Source organism: Cobetia sp. D5 (genome assembly GCF_035666195.1).
In the GTDB taxonomy this organism is placed as follows: Bacteria; Pseudomonadota; Gammaproteobacteria; order Pseudomonadales; family Halomonadaceae; genus Cobetia; species Cobetia amphilecti.
In genome coordinates, this window is sequence record NZ_CP142020.1 from 3,742,299 (window position 1) to 3,764,428 (window position 22,130).

Consider the following 22,130-nt stretch of genomic DNA (forward strand, 5'->3'; position numbering starts at 1 on the left):
AGTAGTCCTGCTCAACGAATGTCCAGCGGCGCGAAGCCCTTGACCAGTGCATCCAGCGATTGCAGCTGGCGCAGGAAGGGTTCGAGCTGATCCAGCGGCAAGGCGCAGGGGCCGTCACACTTGGCGTTGTCCGGGTCCGGATGCGCTTCGAGGAACAGACCCGCCAGCCCCAATGCGACACCGGAGCGTGCCAGATCGAAGACCTGCTCACGACGCCCGCCAGCGGAATCGGCTCGCCCGCCCGGGCGCTGCAGCGAGTGGGTGACATCGAACAATACCGGCAGGCCGCTATCCTTCATCTCGGCCATGCCGAGCATGTCGACCACCAGGTTGTTGTAACCGAAGCTGGAGCCACGCTCGCACAGCAGAATCCGGTCATTGCCCGCTTCACCGCACTTGGCGACGACATGGCGCATCTCGTGCGGCGCGAGGAACTGCGGCTTCTTGACGTTGATGACGGCGCCGGTGCGCGCCATGGCCACGACCAGGTCCGTCTGCCGCGCCAGGAAGGCCGGCAGCTGGATGACATCGGCCACTTCCGCCACGGCTGCCGCCTGATGCGGCTCATGCACGTCCGTGATGATCGGCACACCGAAGCGCGACTTGATCTCGGCCAGAATCTCGAGCCCCTTCTCCATCCCGGGACCACGGTAGGAGTGCATGGAGCTGCGATTGGCCTTGTCGAAGCTGGCCTTGAAGACGTACGGCATGCCCAGGCGTGTCGTCACTTCGACATACTGCTCGGCGACTTCCAGCGCCAGCTCCCGCGATTCGAGCACGTTCATGCCACCGAAAAGCGTCATCGGACGATCGTTGGCGACTTGCAGACCCGCAAATCCGATCATGCGTTGTTCGTTGCTCATCTCTGCACCGTCCATCAAATCGTTGTCCATCGGCAGTCTGCCTGATGATGCTCTGGCGAACATCAAGACATGCAACCACCGCGGAGAAGACCTACGGGCGCCACCCGAGGTGGCGCCCGCTCAACACCCTATCACTCGCCGCGAGTACGCGCCGCCTTGTGATTGAGCGCGGCATTCACGAAGCCGGTGAACAGCGGATGGCCATCACGCGGCGTGGAGGTGAATTCCGGGTGGAACTGACATGCCACGAACCACGGGTGATCCGGCAGCTCGACCATCTCGACCAGAGAGTTGTCGACGCTGCGACCGGAGAAGATCAGGCCCGCTTCTTCAAGGGCCGGCACGAACTGGTCGTTGACCTCATAGCGGTGACGGTGACGCTCGACGATCTCGTCGCTGCCATAGGCCTGATGCGCCTTGGAGCCGTTGAGCAGGCTGCAGGCCTGGCCGCCGAGGCGCATAGTGCCGCCCAGATCAGACGCCGCGTCGCGGGTCTCGATCTTGCCTTCCGGCGTCAGCCACTCGGTGATCAGACCGACCACCGGGTGCTGGGTGTCATGGGTGAACTCGGTGGAGTTGGCATCGCTCCAGCCTGCCACGTTACGCGCGAACTCGATGACGGCAACCTGCATGCCCAGGCAGATGCCCAGATACGGCACCTTGTTCTCACGCGCGAAGCGCGCAGTGGCGATCTTGCCTTCCACGCCACGCTCGCCGAAGCCGCCCGGTACCAGCACCGCGTCCTTGCCGATCAGACGGTCGGTGCCGTTGCGCTCGATTTCCTCGGAGTCGATGAAGTCGACGTTGACCTTCACACGCCCCTGGATACCGGCGTGGATCAGCGCCTCGTTCAGCGACTTGTAGGCGTCGAGCAGCTCCATGTACTTGCCGACCATCGCGATGTTGATGGTCTTGAGCGGGTTGAGCTTGGCGTCGAGCACCGCGACCCACTCGGACATGTCGGCCTCTTTGGCCTCCAGGCGGAACTTGTCGCAGACGATCTCGTCGAGGCCGGCTTCGTGGAGCATCAACGGAATGCGATAGATGGTGTCGGCATCCTGCAGGGAGACGACGGCACGCTCTTCGACGTTGGTGAACAGCGAGATCTTGCGACGCTCGCTTTCCTCGATCTCGACTTCGCTGCGGCAGATCAGGATATCCGGCTGGATACCGATGGAGCGCAGCTCCTTGACGCTGTGCTGGGTCGGCTTGGTCTTGGTCTCGCCGGCCGTCTTGATGTACGGCACCAGCGTCAGGTGCATGAAGAGTGCACGCTCGCCACCCAGCTGCGCACGCAGCTGACGGATGGACTCCAGGAACGGCAGCGACTCGATGTCACCCACGGTACCGCCGATCTCGACCAGTGCGACGTCATAGCCTTCACCGCCGGCGATCACGCGACGCTTGATCTCGTCGGTGATGTGCGGGATGACCTGCACTGTTCCGCCGAGGTAGTCACCGCGGCGCTCCTTGCGCAGCACGTGCTCGTAGACGCGACCGGTAGTGAAGTTGTTGCCCTGGGTCATGCGCGAGCGGATGAAACGCTCGTAGTGACCGAGGTCGAGGTCGGTTTCCGCGCCATCTTCGGTGACAAAGACTTCGCCGTGCTGGAACGGGCTCATGGTGCCCGGATCGACGTTGATGTACGGATCCAGCTTGAGGATGGTGACCTTGAGGCCACGGGCCTCGAGAATAGCCGCCAGCGAAGCGGATGCGATGCCCTTGCCAAGCGAGGACACAACGCCGCCCGTCACGAAGATAAATCGTGTCATGGAAACCTGCCGAAAACGTGAGCTGTAGGAGAGATCCGGGGGAACGGATCAGGATGGGTCGCCAGTCTAGCGGAAAGGCTGCTCCGGCTCAATTTGAATGCCACCACCTGCCCATCTCGCGTCGCCATCCGATGCACCCGCCATAACGCATCAGACCCGCCGTGGCGGGCCTGATGCGTGACGTCACATGACCCTTACACTTCCAGGAAATCAAGAATCCCTTCAGCGGCACGGCGACCTTCATCGATGGCGGTCACCACCAGATCGGAGCCGCGCACCATGTCACCGCCAGCGAACACCTTGGCATTGGTGGTCTGGAAGGCATGACGCTCGGCGCTGGTCGCGATGCGGCCACGCTCATCGACGGCGATGTCGAAGTCGGCGAACCACGGCGCAGGGCTTGCCTGGAAGCCGAAGGCCACGACCACGGCATCCGCCGGCAGAATCTCTTCGGAACCCGGCACCACTTCCGGACGCTGACGACCATTGGCATCCGGCTCACCCAGGCGGGTGCGCACGACCTTGACGCCTTCGACCTTGCCATCGCCGACCACTGCCACCGGCTGACGGTTGAAGAGGAAATCGACGCCCTCTTCGCGGGCATTGGTCACCTCACGACGTGAGCCCGGCATGTTGGCCTCGTCACGACGGTAGGCACAGGTCACGCTTTCCGCGCCCTGGCGGATGGAGGTGCGGTTGCAGTCCATCGCGGTATCACCGCCGCCGAGCACCACGACCTTCTTGCCTTCCATGGAGACGTAATCCGCCGGGTCCTTCTCGAAGCCCAGGCAGTGATTGACGTTGGCGATCAGGAAGTCGAGCGCCTTGTGCACGCCCGGCAGATCCTCGCCCGGGAAGCCGCCACTCATGGCGTTGTAGGTACCCATACCGAGGAAGACGGCATCGTATTCCTCGAGCAGCGCATCGAAGGTCACATCACGCCCGACCTCGACGTTGAGACGGAACTCCATGCCCATCTCTTCGAAGATCTCGCGGCGGCGCGTCATCACGCCCTTCTCGAGCTTGAACTCCGGGATACCGAAGGTCAGCAGACCGCCGATTTCCGGATGGCGATCATAAATCACCGGACGCACGCCATTGCGCACCAGGATATCGGCGGCACCGAGACCCGCCGGGCCTGCACCGATGATGGCGACGCGCTTGTCGGTCCAGCTGACCTTGGACATGTCGGGGCGCCAGCCCATCGCGAAGGCGGTGTCGGTGATGTACTTCTCCACCGAGCCGATGGTGACGGCACCGAAGCCGTCATTCAGGGTGCAGTCGCCCTCGCAGAGACGGTCCTGCGGGCAGACGCGACCACAGACTTCCGGCAGCGAGTTGGTCTGGTGCGAAAGCTCGGCGGCTTCAAGGATATTGCCCTCGGAGACCAGCTTCAGCCAGTTGGGAATGTAGTTGTGTACCGGGCACTTCCACTCACAGTAGGGGTTGCCACAGCCCAGGCAGCGATGTGCCTGGCTGGCGGCTTCTACCGGCTTGAACTCGGCATAGATCTCGTTGAACTCACGTGCGCGCACGCGAGCATCTTTCTTCTGCGGGTCCTGACGACCCACATCGATGAACTGGAAGTCGTTGGCGAGCTGATTGGCCATGATGAATCCTCCTTCAAAATCCGGGCACCGTCGCGGTGCGGGCCCTCACCCGAGGCATGCTGGGGTGAGGGGTGCGATCACTCCGGCTGACGCCGTGACTGGTCCAGCAGGCCGTTGAGGCTTGCCGCCTTCGGCTTGACCAACCAGAAGTGACGCACGAAGTCAGGGAAATCACGCAGGATGTCGCGCCCGCGCTCGGAGCCGGTCTCGGCCACATATTCCTCGATGACTTCGCGCAGATGGCGACGATAGGCCTCCATGGCTTCGGTATTGATGCGGTGGATTTCCACCAGCTCGTGGTTGTACTTGTCGACGAAGTCGCGATTCTCGTCCAGCACGTAGGCGAAGCCGCCGGTCATGCCCGCACCGAAGTTGACGCCTGTCTCGCCCAGCACGCACACCAGACCGCCGGTCATGTACTCACAGCAGTGATCACCCGCGCCTTCGATCACGGCGTGCGCACCGGAGTTACGCACCCCGAAGCGCTCGCCGGCGGTGCCCGCGGCATACAGCCGCCCGCCGGTCGCGCCGTACAGGCAGGTGTTGCCGATGATGGCAGTCTTGTGGCTCTCGAAGCGCGAACCACGCGGCGGCACGATGGTCAGCTTGCCGCCGTTCATGCCCTTGCCGACATAGTCGTTGGCGTCGCCTTCCAGATGCATCTCGAGTCCGTGCGCGTTCCAGACACCGAAGCTCTGGCCTGCCACACCGGTCAGGCTGACCTTGAGCGGCGAGCCCGCCAATCCGGCCTCGCCATAGCGCTTGGCGATTTCACCCGAGACACGCGCGCCCACCGAGCGATCGCAGTTGGTGACATGGAAACTGAACTCGCCACCGCTGCGGCTGTCGATCGCAGATTCCATCGCGGCCAGCATCTCGAGGTTCTTGGCACCGGGATCATGCGGCTCGTTGCGGCTGACCTGGCAGAACTGCGGCGCGTCCTTGGGCACGAAGTCATTGCCCAGCAACGGCGTGAGGTCGAGACGACGCTGCGCGTTGGTCTCACCTTCCAGCACTTCGAGCAGATCGGTACGACCGATCAGGTCGGTGATCTGACGCACGCCCAGCAGTGCCATCAGCTCGCGCACTTCCTCGGCGATGAAGCGGAAGTAGTGCTTGACCATCTCGACGGTGCCGCGGAAATGCTCGTCACGCAGCGCCTGGTGCTGGGTCGCGACACCGGTGGCACAGTTGTTCAGGTGACAGATACGCAGGTACTTGCAGCCCAGTGCGACCATCGGCGCGGTACCGAAGCCGAAGCTCTCGGCGCCCAGGATCGCGGCCTTGACCACGTCCAGGCCGGTCTTGAGGCCACCATCCGTCTGCAGACGAATCTTGTGACGCAGCTGGTTGATGCGCAGCGCCTGATGCACCTCGGGCAGCCCCAGTTCCCACGGGGAACCGGCGTGCTTGATCGAGGTGATCGGGCTGGCCGCGGTGCCACCGTCATAGCCGGAGACGGTGATCAGGTCGGCGTACGCCTTGGCGACACCGGTGGCGATGGTGCCGATCCCCGGCTCGGAGACCAGCTTGACCGAGACCTGCGCCGACGGGTTGACCTGCTTGAGATCGAAGATCAGCTGCGCCAGATCCTCGATGGAATAGATATCGTGGTGCGGCGGCGGCGAGATCAGTGTCACCCCCGGCACGGCGTAGCGCAGACGTGCAATCAGGTCGTTGACCTTGCCGCCCGGCAGCTGACCGCCCTCACCGGGCTTGGCGCCCTGTGCGACCTTGATCTGCAGTACCTCGGCATTGACCAGGTACGCCGGCGTGACACCGAAGCGACCGGAGGCGATCTGCTTGATCTTGGAGGAGCGCACGGTGCCGTAACGCGCCGGGTCTTCACCGCCTTCACCGGAGTTGGAGCGCCCACCGGCCTCATTCATGGCCTGGGCCAGCGCTTCATGTGCCTCGGGAGACAGTGCACCAAGCGACATGCCGGCACTGTCGAAGCGCGGCAACAGGGACTCGACGGACTCGACTTCCTCGATCGGCAGCGGCTCGGCGACCGGCTTGAGGGTCAGCAGGTCACGAATGGTCGCCACCGGGCGCTCGTTGACCAGGCGCGCGAATTCCTTCCACTTGCCGTAGTCACCCTGCTGCACGGCCTGCTGCAGCTTCACCACCACATCCGGGTTGTAGGCGTGGTATTCGCCACCATGCACGTACTTGACCAGTCCGCCCTGCTTGATGCGCTTGCGCGGCAGCCAGGCTTCACGGGCCAGCAGCTCCTGCTGGAACTGCAGCTCGGCAAAGCCGGCGCCTTCGATGCGCGAGGCCATGCCGGTGAAGCACATGTCCATGACTTCACTGTTGAGACCGACCGCCTCGAACAGCTGCGAGCCACGGTAGGAGCCGATGTGCGAGATGCCCATCTTGGACAGGATCTTGTAGAGCCCCTTCTGCATGCCCTTGCGATAGTTCTCGCGGGCATCAGCAGGGTTGCCGGACAGCTCGCCGGTGCGATGCATGTCAGCCATCACCTGATAGGCAAGGTACGGGTAGACCGCCGTGGCGCCGACCCCGAACAGCACTGCCATCTGGTGCGCGTCACGCGCATAGCCGGTCTCGATCACCAGGTTGACGCGCGGGCGCAGGGCCAGCGCACCGAGGTGATGATGGATGGCGCCAGTCGCCAGTGCGGCGTGGATCGGCAGCTGCCCCTTCTTCAAGCCACAGTCGCTGAGTACCAGGATCACCTTGCCATTGCGCGCCGCTTCCTCGGCCTGCTGACAGAGGCCCTTGAGCGCCTGCTTGAGGGAATCCTGCGCCGGATCGTAGTGCAGCTTGAGCGTCTGCGAGGTGAAGGCCGGATCTTCGTGATTGACCAGCGCATTGAACTTGCGCGGTGACAGCACCGGCGTGGTCAGGATCAGGCGATGCGCGTGCTCCGGCGTCGCGTCGAAGATGTTGAGCTCGGCGCCACAGCAGGTCTCCAGCGACATCACGATCGCTTCGCGCAGCGGATCGATCGGCGGGTTGGTGACCTGGGCAAACTTCTGACGGAAGTAGTCGGTCAGCACGCGGTTCTGGCGCGACAGCACGGCCATCGGCGTGTCATCGCCCATCGAGCCGACCGCCTCCTGACCGCTCTCGGCCAGCGGGCGCAGCAGCTGATCGCGCTCCTCGAAGCTGACCTGGAACATCTTCTGGTAGACGTCCAGCTGATCGGCATCCATCGGCTGAAAACGCGCCAGCTCGGTCAGTGCTGACTCGAGATAGTTGGCGTTCTCACGCAGCCAGCGCTTGTAGGGATGCGCGCCCTTGAGGCGCTCGCTGACCTGATCGGTGTGCAGCACTTCACCGGTCTCGGTATCGACACCCAGCACCTGCCCCGGCCCGACGCGCCCCTTGGCGACGACATCTTCCGGCTTGTAATCGTAGGTGCCGATCTCGGAGGCCAGGGTGATGAAACCATTGCGCGTTATGACCCAACGCGCCGGACGCAGGCCGTTGCGGTCCAGCATGCACACGGCGTGGCGACCGTCGGTGAGCACGATGCCCGCCGGACCGTCCCAGGCCTCCATGTGCATGGAGTTGTATTCGTAGAAGGCACGCAGATCGGAGTCCATCTGCTCGACGTTCTGCCACGCCGGCGGCACCATCATGCGGATGGCGCGATAGATATCCATGCCACCGGTCAGCAGGACTTCCAGCATGTTGTCCATGCTGGAGGAGTCGGAGCCGACAGTGTTGACGATCTCGTCCAGCTCGGCGATCTCGGGCAGCTGCTCGGAGACGAAGTTCTCCTTGCGCGCGTTGGCCCAGCCGCGGTTGGCCTCGATGGTGTTGATCTCGCCGTTGTGGGCGAGGAAGCGGAACGGCTGGGCCAGCGGCCAGCGCGGCGCGGTGTTGGTCGAGAAGCGCTGGTGGAAGACACAGATCGCAGTCTCGAGGCGCGGGTCGCCCAGGTCCTTGTAGAAGCGCGGAAGATCTTCCGGCATCACCAGGCCCTTGAAGGAGATGACCTTGCCGGAAAGCGAGCAGACGTAGAAGTCCTCTTCACTCTTCAGCGCCTGCTCGGCATAGCGACGCGCCATGAACAGATCGACATTGAAGGCGATGTCAGTGCGCTCGTCGGCGGCGCCGACGAAGACCTGACGGATGCGCGGCAGGCAGTCGCGGGCCATCGGGCCGCACACGCTGTCATCTACCGGCATGTCGCGCCAGCCCAGCACCTCGAGATTGCGCGCGCTCAGCGCCGACTCGAAGGCGTCACGCGCGGACTGTTCACGCGCGTCATCATCGGGCAGGAAAAGCGTGCCAACGGCATAGCGGGCGCCCAGTTCCAGCCCGAGGGTTTCTCGAGCGATCTGGCGCATGAAGCCGTCCGGCATCTTGAGCAGCAGGCCACAGCCATCGCCGGTCTTGCCGTCAGCGGCAATCCCGCCACGGTGGGTCATGCAGGTCAGGGATTCAATGGCGGTCTGCAGGAGTTCGTGGCTCGCCTGCCCTTCCATATGGGCGATCAGACCGAAGCCGCAGTTGTCGCGGAACTCTCCCGGATGGTGGAGACCTTTGTTCATGGGGCGTGCCTCACGGAGAAATCATGTGTCCAGATGCTTTTTTTCAAGCATTTTCCCGGTTATAGTTATCGGTTATCTTTATTTTTATACCTGCCGATAGTGGCGCCATCAGTGTCGCTACACGACGCCAGATTTCCCTCGAGCATATCCCCCAGCTTCCCGCCTGCGCAATTCTCCACAGGTCGCCCATCGACCAAAAAAACCTGACAAAACCGAAGGTTAGAAGAACATTCAACCAAAAAACCCTGTAGGCTCAAGCGCTTAGCGGGTAGACATGCCTCATGAATTTCGCCTTGCAACTTTAGTATTGGTTAAATAAAAAACAGCGTTTTTATTCGATTTACCCCATACCGATTACGCATACGGCATACCAATTCAGGAATCACGCTCCACCAATGACTCCGTCACGGCGCGCTGACACCGGCCAAAAGAAAAGCCGCCACCCAAAGGGTGACGGCTTGCGTGGTCGTGCAGCGCCCATGAACCAGCCGATGGCTGGCCGGGATGTCAGCGAGAGCTGCGTGGCCAGTGCTCCAGCATGTCGGCCAGCACGCCGGCTGGCGCCTCTTCGGTAATCACCGCTCGGCCGATGCGCTCAAGCAGGATCAGGCGCAGACGGCCATCGACATTCTTCTTGTCCAGCTGCATGTGCTTGAGGAAGTCCTCGACACCCATATCTTCCGGAGCCGCCAGCGGCAGGCCCGCCTTGGCAATGATGTGCGAGACACGCTCCACATCCGCACTCGACAGCCAGCCCATGCGCGCCGAAAGCTCAGCCGCCATCAGCATGCCGGTGCCGACGGCTTCACCGTGCAGCCAGACGCCATAGCCCTGGTCCGTCTCGATAGCATGCCCGAAGGTGTGACCCAGATTAAGCAGCGCACGCACGCCCTGCTCGGTCTCGTCCTGCGCCACGACATCCGCCTTGATGGCACAGCTGCGGCGAATGGCTTCACCGAGCAGGGTCTCGTCCAGCGCCATCAAGGCCGTCATGTTGTCTTCCAGCCAGCTCAGGAAGCTTTCATCCCACAGCAGACCATACTTGATGACCTCGGCCATGCCCGCTGACAGCTCACGCTGCGGCAATGTCTTGAGGCTTGCGGTATCGATCAGCACCAGACGCGGCTGCCAGAAGGCGCCCAGCATGTTCTTGCCGCGCGGATGATTGACGCCGGTCTTGCCGCCCACCGAGGAATCCACCTGCGACAGCAGCGTGGTCGGCACCTGGATGAAGGCTGCGCCCCGCTGATAGCAGGCCGCCGCGAAGCCGGTCATGTCACCGATCACGCCACCACCGAGGGCGATCAAGGTGCAGCGGCGATTGAAGCCGGCCTCGAGCAGGGCATCCCAGATCAGGCCGATGCTGGCCATGTGCTTGGTCTGCTCACCGTCGTCGAGAATGACCTCGCGGATATCGAGTCCCTCGCCCAACGAGGCCTTCAGTGCGTCCAGATACAGCGGTGCCACCACGGTGTTGGTGACGATCATCACCTGACGCCCCGCAAGGTGCTCCCGAATCAGATCACCACGTGCGGTCAGGCCCGGCCCGATATGAATGGGGTAACTACGCTCGCCAAGCGCGACATCAAGACGATGAGCAGGTGCCAGGGACATCAGAATTCTCCTTGGGCGAAACAGATGACAGCGACTGATGCCCGCCAGGGCCACCAGCCGCTGATGAGACTAGCCAGGGGCGTGCAACGGGTCCGCCAGCGCCTTGATGCGGCGACGGATCTCGTTGGTGACCGCCCGAGGGCTGCGCCGATCGGTACGCACGATGATATCGGCCGTCTCGCGGTAGAGCGGGTCACGCAACTCGAACAGGCGCTTGAGCACCCGCCCGGGGTCATCCTGCTGCAACAGCGGACGATTGCGATCACGGCCGGCTCGCTTGAGCTGCTGTTCGACAGGCGCGTAGAGATACACGACAGTGCCGCGTTCGCGCAGTACGCGCCGATTGGCCTCCGCCATGATGGCGCCACCACCGGTGGCCATCACGACTTCCCTGAGCGAGGTCAGCTCATCGATGACAGCCTGCTCACGCTCACGAAAGCCGGACTCGCCCTCGACGTCGAAAATCCACGGAATGCTGGCTCCGCAGCGGTCTTCAATCACATGGTCGCTATCGCAAAATTCACGATGCAAGTCGGCCGCCAGCAGGCGGCCGATAGTGCTCTTGCCGGCCCCCATGGGGCCAACAAGGAATACGTTGGGAATCACATGCATCAGCGCACCGCCAGGCCGTCCTCGATGATCTTCGGGGTAATGAATACCAGCAATTCTACCTTCTCGTTGGACTCTTCGGTATAGCGGAACAGATTCCCGATCACCGGCAGGTCCCCGAGGAAGGGCGTCTTGAAGACGCTGCGAATCTGCTCGGAGGTCAGAATGCCGCCCAGCACCACGGTTTCGCCGTCATTGACCAGCACCTGCGTCTCGATTTCATTGGTATCGATGGCCGGTTCGCCATTGAAGCTGTCATCGGAGACATCGTCATTGTTGATCAACAGATCCATGATGATGCGGTTGTCAGGCGTGATCTGCGGCGTCACTTCCAATGCCAGCACCGCTTCCTTGAACTCTATGTTGGTCGCACCGCTGGAGGTCGCCTCCTCGTAGGGAATTTCCTGACCCTGCTTGATGACGGCCTTCTTCTGGTTGGCGGTGATGATCTTGGGCTGGGAAATGGTCTGGCTCTTGCCTTCGCTTTCCAGCGCCGAGAGCTCCAGGTCCAGCAGGATATCGCCGGACAGGTAACCGAAGCTGAAGGTGCTTCCCGGACTGCTGTCATCCCCCAGATCTACGCTCAGACCACCGTTGCTGGTCGTACCGGTCGACGCGCCTTCCAGGCCGAACTTGCCGTTGCTGCTGTTGGAAAGCCCCCAGTTGACACCGATCTCGCTGGAGACGCTGCTGCGCGCGATGACGATGCGCGCCTCGATCTGCACCTGACGCACCGGGATATCGAGATATTCCAGCGTGCCGCGAATGGACTCGAGCGTATCGCGGGTATCCTGGATCAGCATGGTGTTGGTGCGCTCATCGACCATCACGCGACCCCGCTCGGACAGCAGACCGATCCCGCCTTCACCGCGCAGCAACGCCGCCAGATCCGCCGCCTTGGCATAACGCACCTGGATGTATTCGGTGGTCATCGGCGCCAGCTCCTTGACCTGCTGGTTCGCCTCGAGCTCCTTGCGCTCCAGTGCCGCCAACTCTTCGGCCGGCGCGACCATCAGCACGTTGCCCATGCGACGACTGGCCAGACCGTTGGACTTGAGCACCAGATCCAGCGCCTGATCCCAGGGCACTTCCTTCAGGTTCAGGGTCACGTTGCCGGTGACGTTGTCACTGGCGACCAGATTGAGCCCCGTGAAGTCAGCGATGATCTGCAGCACGGAGCGCACTTCGATGTTCTGGAAGTTGAGCGAGATCTTCTTGCCAGTGTAGGGGAACTTGTCCTTGATGCGCTCCGCCTGCTCTTCACGCGTCAGCGGTTTGACCTCGAGCACCAGCTCGTTGCCTGCCTGGGTGGCAAGCTGGGTGTAGTAGCCACTGGCATCCACCACCATGCGCACGCCATCACGGGTACGCTGCGGATCGATACGCGTCACCGGCGTGGCGAAATCGCCGACATCCAGCACCTGATTCATCTCCGGCGGCAGCTTCACGCCCTTGATGTCGACGTAGATCTTGCGCCCACGCTCGGTGACGCGCGACTCGACGTTGGAGCGGTTGAAGTTGATCACGACACGACCTTCGCCGTCCGTGCCACGACGGAAATCGATGCCACTGACGGCCGGCTCGCTGGCCACTTCCAGGGCACGATTGTCCGGCGGCACATTGGTGGCGTTCGCCTGGGAGGCAGCCGCAGGCTGAGCGCCCGGCGCACCGCCCTGCTCGCCGATGATGACGTAGAGGCTGTTGCCCTCGGTGCGCGTGACGTACGGCTTGGACTGGTTGAGCTTCATGACCAGACGCGTGCGCGAGCCGGCCTCCAGCGCCACCAGTTCGTCCACGCCGCTGAGCCCCAGATCGAAGCGACGCTTGTCGAGCTGGCTGCTGGTATCCAGGAGGTCGATGGTGATGCGCGGCGGCGTCTCGATACGGTAGCCCTTGACCTCCGGCACTCCGCCGACGAAGTCGAGCTTGAGCTCCATACGGTCGCCCCCGAGGGCGGTGAAGTTGAGGTCCTGCAGCGACGACGCAGCCATCGCCACATTCGCCATCAGGCTACCGACTGCCGCCAGCCCCAGCAGACTCATTCGTTGCAATCGCGTCATGTTCCCTAGTCCCCTGTCTCGCCGTGGCTCCGTTCAACCGTCGGGCTGATCGCGCCTTATTCTTATCGAAGCGTTATGGTGTCGGTCGCCAACTCTTGCGGGTCGACCGTTCGTCTTCCGTGACAATATGGCTACTGCCAACGCCAGTGATCTCAACCACCTTGCGACACGGGCTCTTTCAGCGCCATGGCGCGAGACCGCTCTATCCAACCGCCCTGACCATTGGGCACGATTTCCACCATATCGATCTGCGTATCACCGATACGGGTGATCCTGCCGAAGTTGCTGCCCATGTGGTTGCCGACCCGCACACGCTGGACTTCCTGCTCCGGCGTCAGAATCAACGCCGAACGCGCGCCATCGACATCCAGCGTCCCGACCATGCTGAGCTGCTCCATCGGCCAGGCTTCCAGTGGTTCACGAGGGCGATCGAGGTCCGGTCGCACACCGTTGTCGACGGCCGTCAGCTCCTCTTCGGGCTCCGGCAGGCGTGATTGGAAAGGACTGCGCGCGTCCGCCATGTCATAGGTGACGGGATGATACTCGGGTTGCGGCGGCAACTCCTGCACCTTGCCGGAAGGACGCCCTCTCAAGGACTCGAGCTCCCCCTCCAGCGCGCCCAGCTGCGGATCTCCACAACCCGCCAGCAGAGTGGCCAGCAACACACTTCCCATCACGGTATTTCGACGTGTCATCAGGCTCATTGCTTGCCTCCTGATGTTGCCGGGGTCTGGCGATAATTGTAGGTCTTGGCCAGCAGCGAAAGCTCGAGATCATCGCTGTTGGCGACCGGCGTCAGCACGAAATCATGCAGCGTCACGATGCGTGAAAGCCCCGCGACACCGGAAATGAAGGCGGCGATACGATGATAGTCGCCGCGCACCTTGATATCGAAAGGTTGTTCGACATAGAAGTTGCGATTCTCCGCCGGCTTCAGACGAATGTACTCGACCGCCAGCTGGTTGTTGATCGCCGTCTCGCTGATGTCATCCAGCAGCGCCGGGACTTCCGCGTCGGTGGGCAGCATTTCCAGCAGCTGCCCCATGCGGGACTCCAGCTCCACCATCTGCTCGCGCATGGCCGGCAGGTTGGCGGCCTTGAACGCCTTGCTCTCGAACTGCTGGAGCAGCTGACTTTCCTGGGCACGCAGACGCTCGAGGTCTTCCGCCTTGGGCGCGGCAAGGAACCAATGGGACGCCCAGAACAGGGCGCCCAGCACGATGAGCGCCAGCACGGCCTGCAGCGTGACCGGCCAGATGCCGGCTTCCTTCAGATCAAGATCACGAAAATCCGTCGACTTGAGGCGGCGGATTTCAGCATCGATGAAACTCATCGCCGACCTCCTTTCTTGTCATTTTCCGCATCGGCAGCGCTCAGCGCCGACCCCGTCGGGCGCTCCGGAATCATGATATTGAAGCTGCGCTGATCGTCGTCATTGCTCTGCACATCGGAGAGCGTCGGGGTGCCGAAGGAATCCGACAGGGCGATGGCGCGCATCAGACCCGAGACCTGACGCGTGCTTTCCGCCGTGCCATTCGCCTTGAGCTGGCGCCCGCTGCGACTGATGCTCTGATACCAGGCGCCGTCCACCAGAGACGTCACCAGCTGATTGAAGACCCGCACCGTTTCCGGACGCGAGAACTGCAGACTGCGGATCAGCTCTATCTGGTCGAGCATCTGGGTGCGGCGTGCCTCGATGTCCTCGACTTCCTTGATGTCCCGATTGAGGCGGGCCATTTCCTTCTCGATGAAGGCATGGCGCTGCTGCTGCGCCTCGAGCTGACTCTGGTAATACTCGCTCATGCCATAGCCGCCACCGATACCGATGACAGCCGCCAGCGCCAGTATGCCCATGAAGCGCTTGCTGCGCTTCTCACGCCGATCTTCACGCCAGGAAAGCAGGTTGATCTCGATGGTCATGAGCGCTTCCTCATCGCAAGACCGCAGGCCGTGAGCATCGCCGGGGCATCGCCCGCCAGCGCCTGGATGTCGACGCGCGGATTGACGCTCATGTGAGTGAAGGGGTTGGCCATGATCACTTCAAGCCCGGTGTGCTCCGCCAGGCCTTCACGCAGCCCGACGATGGCGGCCGTACCGCCCCCGAGCAGGATACGCTGCACCTCGCGGCGCTTGCCGGCGGTGTAATAGAGCTGCAGTGAGCGTGCGATCTGCTGGATGAGCGTCTCGCGGAACGGACCCAGCACTTCGCTGTCATAGGTATCCGGCAGACCGCCACGCTTCTTGGCCAGGCCCGCCTCATCATTGGAGAGATCGAAGCGATTCATGATCTCGTCCGTCAGCTGACGCCCCCCGAAGACGGCGTCGCGACTGTAGACGATGCGGCCATTCTGGATGACGTGGAAGGCGGTCATCGTCGCACCGATATCGACGACGGCAACGCACTCTTCGTTGTCGTAGGTCGGCGGCAACTGATGACGCAGCTCGCCGAAGGCGCGCTCGAGGGAGAAGGTCTCGACATCGACGGCAGCTGGCTCGAGGCCGGCCTGGGACAGTGCCGAGGTCAGCTGATCGACGTCCAGGCTGCGACACGCCACCAGCAGCAGGTCCTGCTGATCGGGATTGCGCGGATTGACGCCCAGATGCTGGAAGTCGAACGCGACATCGTTCAGCGGAAAGGGAAAGTGCTTCTCGGACTCGAGCGCGATGCGCTGCTCGATCTCGTCATCGGCAAGATTGGCCGGGAAGCTCAGTGTCTTGGTGATGGCAGCGCTCGCGGGAACCGCGACCACGGCGCGCTTCGAGCGCGGCTGTGCCTGCTCGACCGCGCGCTTGATGGCCAGCACGACTTCGTCCATGTCCCGTATACGTCGCTCGACGACTGCGCCTTCCTTGAGTGGACGCACCGCATAGCTATCGATCTGGTATCGATTTCCTTGCCTGGACAGCTCCAGGAGCTTCACCGTGGCCGACGTGATATCGACCCCAATGAGTCCCTTGCCGGCGGATTTGAGTCCCAGCAATTGGCGTTCCCCTGCTCTGATGACGATCTTGCCAGACTGGCTGGCCGCCGGTTCCCTGACGACGTTGCCGCGACACCCTCTATCATTCCAGGATGTTACATTATGTTTCCCAGAATAACACAACAGACGCGCAAGTCAGGGTTCAACGCTGGCCGCATCTGAACCCGCTACTTATAATGCCCCAGCAATGGAATTGCCAATCCCCGCGCAGCCACTCGCTTTTCTTACCCACGGACCCTGTCTTGCCCATGAAGCTATTGAGACGACTATTTTCGCCAGTGTTCTGGCTGCTGCTATCACTATGTGCCGCGGGACTTCTGGCCATCGTTGGCGCTTCGCTGTACTTCTCGCCGGGCCTGCCCGACGTCCATCAGCTTCAGGATACCAAGCTGCAGACGCCGCTGCGCATCTATACCCGCGATGGCAAGCTGATCGGCGAATACGGTGACCAGCGCCGCATCCCGGTCACCTACGACGAGATCCCCGAGACCTTCGTCGACGCCCTCCTCGCCGCCGAGGACAGCAACTTCTTCTCCCACCCGGGCATCGACCCCAAGGGGCTGGCGCGCGCGGCCGTGCAGCTGGCCTCCAGCGGCAGCATCCAGTCCGGTGGCAGCACCATCACCATGCAGGTGGCGCGCAACTATCTGCTGACGCTGGACCAGACATTCACGCGCAAGATTCGCGAGATTCTGCTGTCGCTGCAGATGGAAGAGATCCTCTCCAAGCAGGAGATCATGGAGCTCTACGTCAACAAGATCTTCCTGGGCCATCGCGCCTACGGGATCGCCGCCGCTGCGCGCACCTACTACGACAAGTCCCTGGATGAGCTGACCCTGGCCGAGCAGGCCATGCTGGCCGGCCTGCCCAAGGCGCCGTCGAGCTTCAACCCGCTGACCAACCCGCAGCGCGCACTGATCCGTCGCAACTGGATCCTGCTGCGCATGAAGGAGCTGGGCTACATCGAGCCGCAGGCCTATGACGAAGCCGTCAAGGCACCGATCACCGCGGCACGCCACTACTCCCGGCCGGAAGTGCAGGCACCCTACGTCGCGGAAATGGCGCGCAGCTTCGCCGTCGACCGCTTCGGCGACAAGGCCTACACCGACAACGTCCGCATCACCACGACGCTGGACAGCTCGCTGCAGCCAATGGCACGTGATGCACTGATCAAGGGGCTGATCGCCTACGATACCCGCCACGGTTGGCGCGGGGTCGAGGAATCCGACATCGCCGCCTCCCTGGCGGAAGCTCAGGACCAGACCGATCAGGCCGGCCTCGAGGAAGAACTCTCCAAGTCACCGGAAGTGCTGGAAACCGCCAAGCAGGCGGCCCAGAAGAGCGAGAAGCGCATCGCCGGCATCGACCGTGATGTCTCGAACTGGCTGAAAGTGCTCGATCGCACCCCGGATTACGGCCCGCTGAAGGCCGCCATCGTGGTCGAAAGCACCGGCAAGCAGATGAAGGCACTGCTGGCCGACGCCACGGTCGTGACCCTCGATTGGGACGGCCTGAAGTGGGCGCGTGAGTACAAGAGCGCCAAATGGCGTGGTGGCGTGCCGGGGTCGGCCGCCGAGATCGCCAAGGCCGGTGATCTGGTACGCGTGATCAAGCAGGACGACGGCTACCGTCTGGGCCAGCTGCCGGACGCGCAATCCGCCATCGTCTCGCTGGACCCGGAAAGTGGCGCCATCCTCGCCCTGCAAGGTGGCTTCAGCTATTCCGCCAGCAAGTTCAACCGCGCCATCCAGGCACGCCGTCAGGCAGGCTCGATCTTCAAGCCGTTCGTCTATCTATCCGGGCTCGAGCAGGCCGGCATGTCACCGGCGACCATCATCAACAACGCCCCTGTCGTGCTTCAGGATGGCGGCAAGGTGTGGCGTCCGGAAAATGCCGGCGGCAAGTTCACCGGCCCGACCCGTATCCGCGTTGGCCTGTATCGTTCGCTGAACCTGGTCTCCGTGCGCCTGCTGCAGACGGTCGGCCTCGACAAGACCCTCGACTTCCTGGTCAAGCTGGGCTTCCAGCGTGACGAGCTGCCCAATGGCCTGTCACTGGCCCTGGGCAGCGCCTCGCTGACCCCGCTGGAGATGGCACGCGGCTATGCCGTGCTCTCCAATGGCGGCTTCCGTGTCGAGCCCTGGTACATCGATACCATCACGCGTGGCGATGACGAGACCGACTATGAAGCGCATCCGCCGGTTGCCTGCGCCAACTGTGCGCCGGGCATGGTCACCGTCAATCGTGACGGTCGCCAGTACCCGCTGGCCGAGCGTGTCGCCTCCCCCGAAGCCATGTATCTGATCCGCGACATGATGCAGGATGTCATCAAGCGCGGTACTGGCCGTGGCGCCCTGGCGCTGGGTCGTGATGACCTGGCCGGCAAGACCGGCACCACCAACGACCAGCGTGATGCCTGGTTCTCCGGCTTCAACAGCAAGCTGGTGGCCACGGTCTGGGTCGGCAAGGACTCCAACGACACCCTGGCCGAGTATGGCGCCCAGGCCGCCCTGCCCATCTGGGTCGACTACATGCGCGGCGCCCTCAAGGGCATGCCGTCCTCCACCATGGAGCGTCCGGACAACATCGTGACGGCGACCATCGACCCGGACTCTGGCAAGCGCCTGCGCAGCGGTCAGTCCGGCGGCATCAGTGAGCTGTTCCGCAAGGATAATCTGCCGCCCTACCAGGAACGCACCATCCGCAAGGAACTGGAGCAGGAAAGCGGTTCGGAAGGTACCGGAACTTTCGAGGCCATCTTCTGATCTGATCTCCAGACCTCGCCTGCCAGCCTCATCGGCAGGGGGAGAGCCCAAGGAAGAGCGGCCGCTGGTCGCTCTTCTGCCATCTGAGCATTCGCAAGGCTCCCCCGTATCGCGATCCACTGGTAGCGTCCGGATGACGCGCCAGGCCGCCTCGCTCAGCAAGCGTCATCTCGCAAGCCACATTCCCGATGATGATGTCATGCCTCAAACATGCCGGAGTTCGCATGCTTCACCCATTGCCCACACTGCGCAGGACCGCGTTTCTGTGCCTGGCCCTGCTTCCCCTCGACACGGCTGTCGCAGACGACCTCTTCTATGCGCCACCACCCGCCAGCGAGGACTCTGAGCCCTTCAGCGGCCAGGCCGAGCTGGGCTTCACCAAGCTGTCGGGCAACTCGAACAGCGAGACCCTACTGGGCAAGACCAGCCTGTCCTGGCACCTGAAGCCCTGGACTCACACCTTCCGTGTGGAGGCCAAGCACGTCTCCAGCAGTGGCGAGACCACGACCGACAAGTATCTGGTCGGGCAGCGCGAGCGCTATGACCTCAGCGATGACCACTACGCCTTCGGGCTGCTGCGCTGGGAGAAGGAGCGCTTCTCCGGCTACAACCACCAGGTCACCTCCATCGTCGGTGAGGGCATCACGATACTGGATGGCCCCGAGCACAACCTCTCCCTCGAGGCCGGGCCGGGCTATCGCTTCGATGACATCACGGCGGGGGATCACGAGAACTACCTGCTGGGCTATGGCGCGATGGACTACCGCTGGCAGCTGTCCGACACCTCCAAGTTCGAGCAGCAGTTCTCGGCGGAGGCCACGCGCGAGAACGTGATCAGTCGCAGCTATACCGCGCTGACGGTCGCCATCAATGCAAGCCTCGCTCTCAAGCTCTCGCACGAGATCGAGAACAACACCAACCCGCCCGACGAGTCGGATGCCAAGACCGACACCACCACGGCGGCCTCCATCCTCTACAGCTTCTGAGCACAGGCCTGACGCCTGCCCGCCCAGGCGCCAGTCGCTGGTGGCTCATGGCTCATGGCTCGCGGTTCATGGCTCAAGGCTCTAGGCTGAAAGCAGCCACCAACAAAAAGCCCTCGCCGGAATCTCCGACGAGGGCTTTTTCATGTCTTGCGTCGCTTCAGCGACGCCGCCAACCGACCATTCGACCGCTGGCGCTTAACCGTAGACCTGATCCGTGCTGGTCAGCGGGTAGTGCGCCGGGTACGGCTTGCGTGCGACGCCGGAATCGATGGCCGCCTGGGCCACGGCGGCCGGCAGACGCTCGAGCAGACGCGAGTCCATCGGCGTCGGGATGATGTAACCCGGGCCGAATTCGAGGCTGTCGATCTCGTAGGCATCCAGCACATCCTGGCTGACCGGCTCACGCGCCAGGTCTTTCAGGGCGTGAACGGCGGCCAGCTTCATCTCTTCATTGATGCGCGTCGCACGCACATCCAGCGCGCCACGGAAGATGAACGGGAAGCCCAGCACGTTGTTGACCTGGTTCGGGTAGTCGGAGCGACCTGTCGCCATGATGACGTCCGGGCGTGCTTCGCGAGCGGTATCCGGGTGAATCTCCGGGTCCGGGTTGGAGCAGGCGAAGACGATCGGATTGGCGGCCATCTTCTTGAGCTGCTCTGCCTTGAGCAGGTTCGGGCCGGACAGACCGACGAAGACGTCGGCGCCATCGATGGCGTCGTCCAGCGTGCGCAGCTCGGTCTCGGTGGCGAACATCGCCTTGTACTGGTTCAGATCATCACGGCCGCTGTGGATCACGCCCTTGCGGTCGAGCATGAAGATGTTCTCGACCTTGGCACCACTGGCCACCAGCAGCTTCATGCAGGCGATGGCGGCAGCGCCGGCGCCCAGGCAGACGATGCGCGCGTCTTCCAGCTTCTTGCCGGCGATATCCAGGGCGTTGAGCATGCCGGCCGCGGTGACGATGGCGGTACCATGCTGGTCGTCATGGAAGACCGGGATGTTGCACTGTTCGATCAGCGCCTGTTCGACTTCGAAGCACTCCGGCGCCTTGATGTCTTCCAGGTTGATGCCACCGTAGGTGGTGTGGATGCGACGCACGGTGTCGATGAAGGCCTGCGGGCTTTCCGCATCCACTTCGACATCGACGGAGTTGATGCCAGCGAAGCGCTTGAACAGCACGCCCTTGCCTTCCATGACCGGCTTGGAAGCCAGCGGCCCCAGGTTGCCCAGGCCAAGGATGGCAGTCCCGTCAGAGATGACCGCGACCAGGTTGCCCTTGCCGGTGTACAGGTAGGCATTTTCCGGGTCGGCGGCGATTTCGCGGCACGGCTCGGCAACGCCCGGGCTGTAGGCCAGCGCCAGGTGCTTGGCGGTCTCGGTCGGCTTGGTCAGCTCGATGGAGAGCTTTCCGGGAATCGGTTCGGCGTGATATTGCAGTGCTGCTTTCTTCATGGCATCAGACATGCGTGTCATCCGGTATTTTGGCGGGGGGTTGGCTGCTCCAGAATATAGAAAAAGACACCTCTGAACAACCGACGCAACTTGCTGTTATGCATGACTTTAAAACGTTCGTTTAAAAAATATTTTAGCCATTCGTCTAACGTTATGGATGCCCTGCCCAGCCATAAACCTTTCCTTATCGCTGACCGGCTTTCACGCCGATTTCGGCCCGAGATGACGCCACGATTCGCGCACGATCCTCGATTTTCGACCGCTCACTGACGCAACCCGCCATTCCGGCGCGCTTGATGCAGAGGCAGAGCAGAAAAAGTGCCAAATCGGAAACAATCTTTCCTTTCAGCAAGCGCAGCGCAGGGGTGAGACCTTCGCAAGGGCATCACGGCAGACCATCACATCAGACCATCACGCCAGACCATCACGACAAGGGCATCCCGGGCCGGCTGGCGTGGTCGCGGCTCTCTTCAGGGTGGTCTGAACGACAGGCACAAAAAAACCCGCTCGTGAGCGGGTTTTCGTCCATGACGCTGCAAGATGCGCAGCGCCATGAAAGCGACAAGCAGCTGAAGGTATCAGCGCTTGATGGCAGCACCGAAACGCTTGTTGAAGCGCTCGACGCGACCACCGGTGGTAGCCTGCTTCTGCTTGCCGGTGTAGAACGGGTGGCACTCGGAGCACACGTCAAGCGCGAAAGTCTGCTTGGAAGTGGTACCGATTTCGTGCTGCGCGCCGCAGGAGCAAGTTGCGGTCTGGCGCTGGTAGTCCGGATGGATACCCTGTTTCATGATGTGTAACCTCAGGTCGCTGTGCACCGCCACCTGATCACTTGCCAGGCACCGTACACGGGTTTTGGATTGAACCGGTCATTCCGCCGTTTCCGACG

Annotated in this window: 15 protein-coding genes; 2 read left to right on the top strand and 13 right to left on the bottom strand. The window is 62.6% G+C overall.

Annotation, left to right across the window (positions count from 1 at the left end; all coding sequences use genetic code 11):
* Window positions 1-11: 11 nt before the first annotated feature.
* From kdsA to pilM, 11 genes are all read right to left on the bottom strand, one after another.
* Window positions 12-863 carry a 3-deoxy-8-phosphooctulonate synthase gene (kdsA, locus tag U0O11_RS15490; RefSeq protein ID WP_279835900.1) on the bottom strand — a complete coding sequence of 284 codons (852 nt, stop codon included), beginning with the start codon at window positions 861-863 and terminating at the stop codon, window positions 12-14.
* Window positions 864-994: 131 nt separating this feature from the next.
* Window positions 995-2,635, bottom strand: a complete 1,641-nt coding sequence (locus tag U0O11_RS15495; RefSeq protein ID WP_043332948.1) for a CTP synthase — start codon at window positions 2,633-2,635, stop codon at window positions 995-997.
* 194 nt (window positions 2,636-2,829) lie between these two features.
* Entirely contained in the window at window positions 2,830-4,245 is a 1,416-nt protein-coding gene (locus U0O11_RS15500; RefSeq protein ID WP_043332950.1) for an FAD-dependent oxidoreductase, read from the bottom strand.
* 77 nt (window positions 4,246-4,322) lie between these two features.
* Window positions 4,323-8,774 (bottom strand): glutamate synthase large subunit, encoded by a 4,452-nt coding sequence (gltB, locus tag U0O11_RS15505; RefSeq protein WP_054556504.1) that lies wholly within the window; start codon window positions 8,772-8,774, stop codon window positions 4,323-4,325.
* Between the two features lie 507 nt (window positions 8,775-9,281).
* Window positions 9,282-10,388, bottom strand: a complete 1,107-nt coding sequence (aroB, locus tag U0O11_RS15510; RefSeq protein WP_054556505.1) for a 3-dehydroquinate synthase — start codon at window positions 10,386-10,388, stop codon at window positions 9,282-9,284.
* A gap of 69 nt (window positions 10,389-10,457) precedes the next feature.
* Complete coding sequence (gene aroK / locus U0O11_RS15515; RefSeq protein ID WP_054556506.1) at window positions 10,458-11,000, bottom strand: shikimate kinase AroK; 543 nt, start codon at window positions 10,998-11,000, stop codon at window positions 10,458-10,460.
* Window positions 11,000-13,057: a type IV pilus secretin PilQ gene (locus U0O11_RS15520; RefSeq protein WP_279835898.1), complete on the bottom strand. Its 2,058-nt coding sequence runs from the start codon at window positions 13,055-13,057 to the stop codon at window positions 11,000-11,002. Before U0O11_RS15520 ends, aroK begins: the two co-directional genes overlap by 1 nt.
* 152 nt (window positions 13,058-13,209) lie before the next feature.
* Window positions 13,210-13,761, bottom strand: a complete 552-nt coding sequence (locus U0O11_RS15525) for a pilus assembly protein PilP (RefSeq protein ID WP_279835897.1) — start codon at window positions 13,759-13,761, stop codon at window positions 13,210-13,212.
* Window positions 13,758-14,390, bottom strand: a complete 633-nt coding sequence (locus U0O11_RS15530; protein ID WP_043332958.1) for a type 4a pilus biogenesis protein PilO — start codon at window positions 14,388-14,390, stop codon at window positions 13,758-13,760. The genes U0O11_RS15525 and U0O11_RS15530 overlap by 4 nt, the downstream gene beginning before the upstream one ends.
* The gene (locus tag U0O11_RS15535; RefSeq protein WP_064503256.1) at window positions 14,387-14,977 is read right to left on the bottom strand and encodes a PilN domain-containing protein; all 591 of its coding nucleotides are present in this window, start codon (window positions 14,975-14,977) and stop codon (window positions 14,387-14,389) included. The genes U0O11_RS15530 and U0O11_RS15535 overlap by 4 nt, the downstream gene beginning before the upstream one ends.
* Entirely contained in the window at window positions 14,974-16,038 is a 1,065-nt protein-coding gene (gene pilM / locus U0O11_RS15540; protein ID WP_107335932.1) for a type IV pilus assembly protein PilM, read from the bottom strand. The genes U0O11_RS15535 and pilM overlap by 4 nt, the downstream gene beginning before the upstream one ends.
* Window positions 16,039-16,286: 248 nt before the next feature.
* Here pilM and U0O11_RS15545 point away from each other — a divergent pair, with 248 nt between their 5' ends.
* Both U0O11_RS15545 and U0O11_RS15550 read left to right on the top strand, forming a co-directional pair.
* Window positions 16,287-18,803 carry a penicillin-binding protein 1A gene (locus tag U0O11_RS15545; protein ID WP_107335931.1) on the top strand — a complete coding sequence of 839 codons (2,517 nt, stop codon included), beginning with the start codon at window positions 16,287-16,289 and terminating at the stop codon, window positions 18,801-18,803.
* A gap of 224 nt (window positions 18,804-19,027) precedes the next feature.
* Window positions 19,028-19,789 carry a DUF481 domain-containing protein gene (locus U0O11_RS15550; RefSeq protein ID WP_043332961.1) on the top strand — a complete coding sequence of 254 codons (762 nt, stop codon included), beginning with the start codon at window positions 19,028-19,030 and terminating at the stop codon, window positions 19,787-19,789.
* A 195-nt stretch (window positions 19,790-19,984) separates the two neighbouring features.
* Here U0O11_RS15550 and U0O11_RS15555 read toward each other — a convergent pair whose 3' ends face one another.
* Window positions 19,985-21,253 (bottom strand): malic enzyme-like NAD(P)-binding protein, encoded by a 1,269-nt coding sequence (locus U0O11_RS15555; RefSeq protein WP_054556560.1) that lies wholly within the window; start codon window positions 21,251-21,253, stop codon window positions 19,985-19,987.
* Window positions 21,254-21,819: 566 nt separating this feature from the next.
* Entirely contained in the window at window positions 21,820-22,032 is a 213-nt protein-coding gene (gene rpmE, locus U0O11_RS15560; RefSeq protein WP_054556509.1) for a 50S ribosomal protein L31, read from the bottom strand.
* Window positions 22,033-22,130: the final 98 nt, after the last annotated feature.

Coding starts and splice junctions, on each gene's coding strand:
- U0O11_RS15530 (WP_043332958.1), bottom strand. CDS start 14,390: ATGAGTTTCATCGATGCTGAAATCCGCCGCCTCAAGTCGACGGATTTT.
- U0O11_RS15495 (WP_043332948.1), bottom strand. CDS start 2,635: ATGACACGATTTATCTTCGTGACGGGCGGCGTTGTGTCCTCGCTTGGC.
- gltB (WP_054556504.1), bottom strand. CDS start 8,774: ATGAACAAAGGTCTCCACCATCCGGGAGAGTTCCGCGACAACTGCGGC.
- aroK (WP_054556506.1), bottom strand. CDS start 11,000: ATGCATGTGATTCCCAACGTATTCCTTGTTGGCCCCATGGGGGCCGGC.
- U0O11_RS15555 (WP_054556560.1), bottom strand. CDS start 21,253: ATGTCTGATGCCATGAAGAAAGCAGCACTGCAATATCACGCCGAACCG.
- U0O11_RS15545 (WP_107335931.1), top strand. CDS start 16,287: ATGAAGCTATTGAGACGACTATTTTCGCCAGTGTTCTGGCTGCTGCTA.
- U0O11_RS15520 (WP_279835898.1), bottom strand. CDS start 13,057: ATGACGCGATTGCAACGAATGAGTCTGCTGGGGCTGGCGGCAGTCGGT.
- U0O11_RS15500 (WP_043332950.1), bottom strand. CDS start 4,245: ATGGCCAATCAGCTCGCCAACGACTTCCAGTTCATCGATGTGGGTCGT.
- rpmE (WP_054556509.1), bottom strand. CDS start 22,032: ATGAAACAGGGTATCCATCCGGACTACCAGCGCCAGACCGCAACTTGC.
- aroB (WP_054556505.1), bottom strand. CDS start 10,388: ATGTCCCTGGCACCTGCTCATCGTCTTGATGTCGCGCTTGGCGAGCGT.
- U0O11_RS15550 (WP_043332961.1), top strand. CDS start 19,028: ATGCTTCACCCATTGCCCACACTGCGCAGGACCGCGTTTCTGTGCCTG.
- U0O11_RS15535 (WP_064503256.1), bottom strand. CDS start 14,977: ATGACCATCGAGATCAACCTGCTTTCCTGGCGTGAAGATCGGCGTGAG.
- kdsA (WP_279835900.1), bottom strand. CDS start 863: ATGAGCAACGAACAACGCATGATCGGATTTGCGGGTCTGCAAGTCGCC.
- U0O11_RS15525 (WP_279835897.1), bottom strand. CDS start 13,761: ATGAGCCTGATGACACGTCGAAATACCGTGATGGGAAGTGTGTTGCTG.